The sequence below is a fragment of the Pseudonocardia hispaniensis genome (assembly GCF_042658695.1).
GTDB classification, from domain to species: Bacteria; Actinomycetota; Actinomycetes; order Mycobacteriales; family Pseudonocardiaceae; genus Pseudonocardia; species Pseudonocardia hispaniensis.
Genome location: NZ_JBHSQW010000031.1, coordinates 238,315 through 241,659, shown reverse-complemented (window position 1 = coordinate 241,659; position 3,345 = coordinate 238,315). Strand labels below are relative to the sequence as shown.

4 protein-coding genes are annotated in these 3,345 nt (G+C 71.3%); 2 read left to right on the top strand and 2 right to left on the bottom strand.

Annotated elements, in window-relative coordinates; genetic code table 11:
- Positions 1-159: 159 nt before the first annotated feature.
- Entirely contained in the window at positions 160-918 is a 759-nt protein-coding gene (locus ACFQE5_RS15365) for a TrmH family RNA methyltransferase (protein ID WP_379585676.1), read from the bottom strand.
- Between the two features lie 36 nt (positions 919-954).
- Here ACFQE5_RS15365 and ACFQE5_RS15360 point away from each other — a divergent pair, with 36 nt between their 5' ends.
- A complete protein-coding gene (locus ACFQE5_RS15360) occupies positions 955-2,364 on the top strand; it encodes a WS/DGAT/MGAT family O-acyltransferase (protein ID WP_379585674.1) in 1,410 nt (469 codons plus the stop codon).
- Positions 2,365-2,369: 5 nt separating this feature from the next.
- The gene (locus ACFQE5_RS15355) at positions 2,370-2,876 is read left to right on the top strand and encodes a DUF6912 family protein (protein ID WP_379585673.1); all 507 of its coding nucleotides are present in this window, start codon (positions 2,370-2,372) and stop codon (positions 2,874-2,876) included.
- A gap of 41 nt (positions 2,877-2,917) precedes the next feature.
- On the opposite strand, the gene ACFQE5_RS15350 is transcribed toward ACFQE5_RS15355, so the two are convergent.
- On the bottom strand, positions 2,918-3,345 hold a 428-nt coding region (locus tag ACFQE5_RS15350), incomplete at its 5' end, for an enoyl-CoA hydratase-related protein (RefSeq protein ID WP_379585725.1).

Here is a 3,345-nt window from a genome sequence, read left to right as displayed (position 1 = left end):
TGAAGCCGCTGGCCCTCCTCGTCGGAGAGCCGCCTGACTCTCACCCGTTCAGCCATGCCCACCAGCATCGGCTTCACCGGCAACGTTTGTGGTCACGGCACTAGAAAGCCCGCGACCGGCCCGGAAGCACCGCGGCGTCCCGGCCCCGTCCGAAGCCCGTCAGCGGCGGCGGCGCAGCAACTCGTAGGCGGCCACGGCCGCCGCGTTGGCGACGTTGAGCGACTCGACGCCGCCATACATCGGAATCGCGAGCGCGCCGTCGAGCTCGGCCCGCACCGGCTCGGACAGCCCGTCGGTCTCGTTGCCGAGCACCAGCGCGACCCGCTCGGGCAGGTCGGCGTCGAGCAGGCAGGCGCCGTGGGAGTCGAGCCCGAAGACACCGAACCCGGCCGCCCGCAGCGCCGCGCAGCCCTCCTCGGCGGTCGAGGAGCGCAGCACCGGCGCGGCGAACGCGACCCCGGCCGACGCCTTGACCACCAGCGGGTCGATCGCCGGAACGCCGCGTCGGGGCAGCAGCACGCCGTCCAGCCCGGCGGCGGTGGAGCTGCGCAGCACCATGCCGACATTGGCCGGGTTGGTGACCCGGTCGAGTACCAGCACGGCGGCGCGCCGGCCCGGCCCCAGCCTGGACAGGAACTCCGCGACCGGCGCCATCCGCGGCGCGACGACATCGGCGAGCACGCCCTGGTCGTGCCGGCCGTTTCCGGCGAGCACCTTGACCCGGTGCGCGCTCGCCCGTTTCACCGGCACCCCACGGGCCCTGGCCGCCGCGGTGATCGCGCGGACCGGTTCGCCCCGGGCGGTGTCGGCGATGATCACCTTGTCGACCTGTAGCGCGGCGTCACCGAGCGCCTCGAGCACCGGCTTGCGGCCGTACACCGTGATGAAGGTGTCCTTGGGAGAGCGCGCCTCTTGCACAGCGCCAGCGTCTCACGCAAACGTAGGATCATTCGCATGCCGACCCGGCTCTCCGCGCTGGACGCGTCGTTTCTCTATCTGGAGGAGTCGACCACGCCGATGCACGTCGGCGGAGTCGCGATCTTTCGGCGGCCGAGGGCGGGGCTGGACTACGACCGGCTCGTCGCCCTCATCGAGCAGCGGATCGCGCTGGTGCCGCGCTTCCGGCAGAAGGTCCGGTACGTTCCGGCGAACGTGGCACGGCCGGTGTGGGTCGACGACCCCGACTTCGACATCACCTTTCACGTACGGCGTTCGGCGCTGCCGCGTCCCGGCGCCGATGCCGCGTTGCACGACCTGGTGGCCCGGGTGATGTCGCGCCCGCTCGACCGCACCCGGCCGCTGTGGGAGATGTACCTGGTCGAGGGGCTCACCGGTAACCGGATCGCGGTGATCACCAAGACGCACCAGGCGATGGTCGACGGGATCAGCGCGATCGATATCGGGCAGGTGATCCTCGACGTCTCCCCCGACCCACACGTCGTCGCCGAGGAGCTGTGGATGCCCGAACCCGAACCGAGCAGCGGCAGGCTGCTGATCGACGCCGTCGGGGACGTGGTGGCGCGGCCCGGCGAACTGGTCGACAACATGCGGGTCGCGGCGGGCGACGCGATCGCGACCACGAAGAAGATCATCGGTGTGGCCGAGAAGCTGTTGACGATCGCGGTCACCGCGAGCAGGCGCGCCCCCGGTACCCCACTCAACGTCAGCATCTCCACCCAGCGCCGGTTCACCGTCGCGCGCACCCAGCTGGAGTCCTACCGCCGGATCCGCGCCGCGCACGGCTGCGCGGTCAACGACGTGGTGCTCAGCGTGATCTCCGGGGCGCTGCGTAACTGGTTGCTCTCCCGTGGCGAACCGGTGACGGCGTCCTCGACCGTGCGCGCGTTGGTGCCGCTGTCGGTGCGCGGTGAGACCGACGTGCCGAGCTCGGCGACCGACGGTTCGCTGGGCAACCGGGTGTCGTCGTTCCTGGTCGACCTGCCGGTCGGCGAGCCGAGCCCGGTGGTCCGGCTGCACCATGTCGCGCACGCGATGCACGAGCACACCGCCTCGGGCCAGTCGGTCGGCGCGGACACGCTGGTCCGGATCGGCGGGTTCGCCCCGCCTACGCTGCACGCCCTGGGTGCGCGCGCGGCGAGCGTGATGTCAAGACGGATCTTCAACCTGGTGGTGACGAACGTGCCCGGACCGCAGTTCCCGCTCTACGCAGCGGGCGCGCGTATGCTCGAGATGTTCCCCGTGGTGCCGCTCGCCAAGGGCCAGGCCCTCGCCATCGGCCTCACCAGTTATGACGGGGGTGTGTACTACGGCTTCAACGGTGACCGAGACGCGATGGCCGACCTGGACGTGCTTGCCGGGTTGGTCGACGAGTCACTCGACGAACTGCTGGCAACGGTGAGCTGACACCCATGCGCATCTACCTGCCCGGCACCTGGCCGATGTTGCAGCGTCTGGTCAAGACCGGCCACTTCGACCCCATCGGGGGCACCGCGTTCGCGCTGACCCCCAGACTGCGCGAGACCTACCTCTCCGGGGACGACGAGGAGCTCGAATACGTCGCGATGTCCGAGGCGGCCCGCGCGTCGCTGCGGCTGCTCGGGGTCGAGTTCGGGCTGGGGGAGGACGGTGTCCCCGCCCGGCGAGTGGTGGTGTCCGCGGACGTCGACGACGTGACGCTCCGGCCCGACCTCGACGCCGGCGCCGTGCGGATCTCCGGTTCGGTCCCGCTGGAGGCCGTCGCCTCCGTGCACGTCGACACCGCCGAGGCCGAACACGCGGTCCGCCAGGCCGCGGGTGCCGTCGACGCGGCCGATCTCGGCGATATGGACGCGGAGTTCCTCATCGGCGAGGCCGAGGACCATGAACTGGCCTGGTACGGCCCCTCGGAGATCGCCTTCCTCGTCGAGTTGGGCTAGCCCCTGTGAGTGCGGAACAGTGTTCTCACACCGTTCCGCACTCACAGCCGGTTGTGGACGGCGGCGACCTGGTTCGGGCTGCCGATCAGTTCGCCCAGCGCCTGCTGCTCGGCGGCGAACCCGGTGGCGAGGTCGACCCGGCCGGCCTGGTTCAGCAGCCGTTTGGCCCAGCGCACCGCGTCGGGGTTACGTTCGGCGATCTGGGCGGCCAGCGCCATCGCCGCGGCGCGTGGGTCCGGCTCGGCGCGGGTCGCAAGGCCGAGGGAGACCGCCTCGACGCCGCTGACCTTGCGTCCGGTGAGGGTCAGCTCCTTGGCCACGTCCCGGCCCACGAGCTCGGGCAGCAGCTGGGTTCCGGTCATGTCCGGGACCAGCCCCCACTGGATCTCCAGCACGCCCAGCACGGCCTCCGGGGCGACGATGCGCAGATCGGCCCCCAGAGTGATCTGCAGGCCACCGCCCAGCGCGT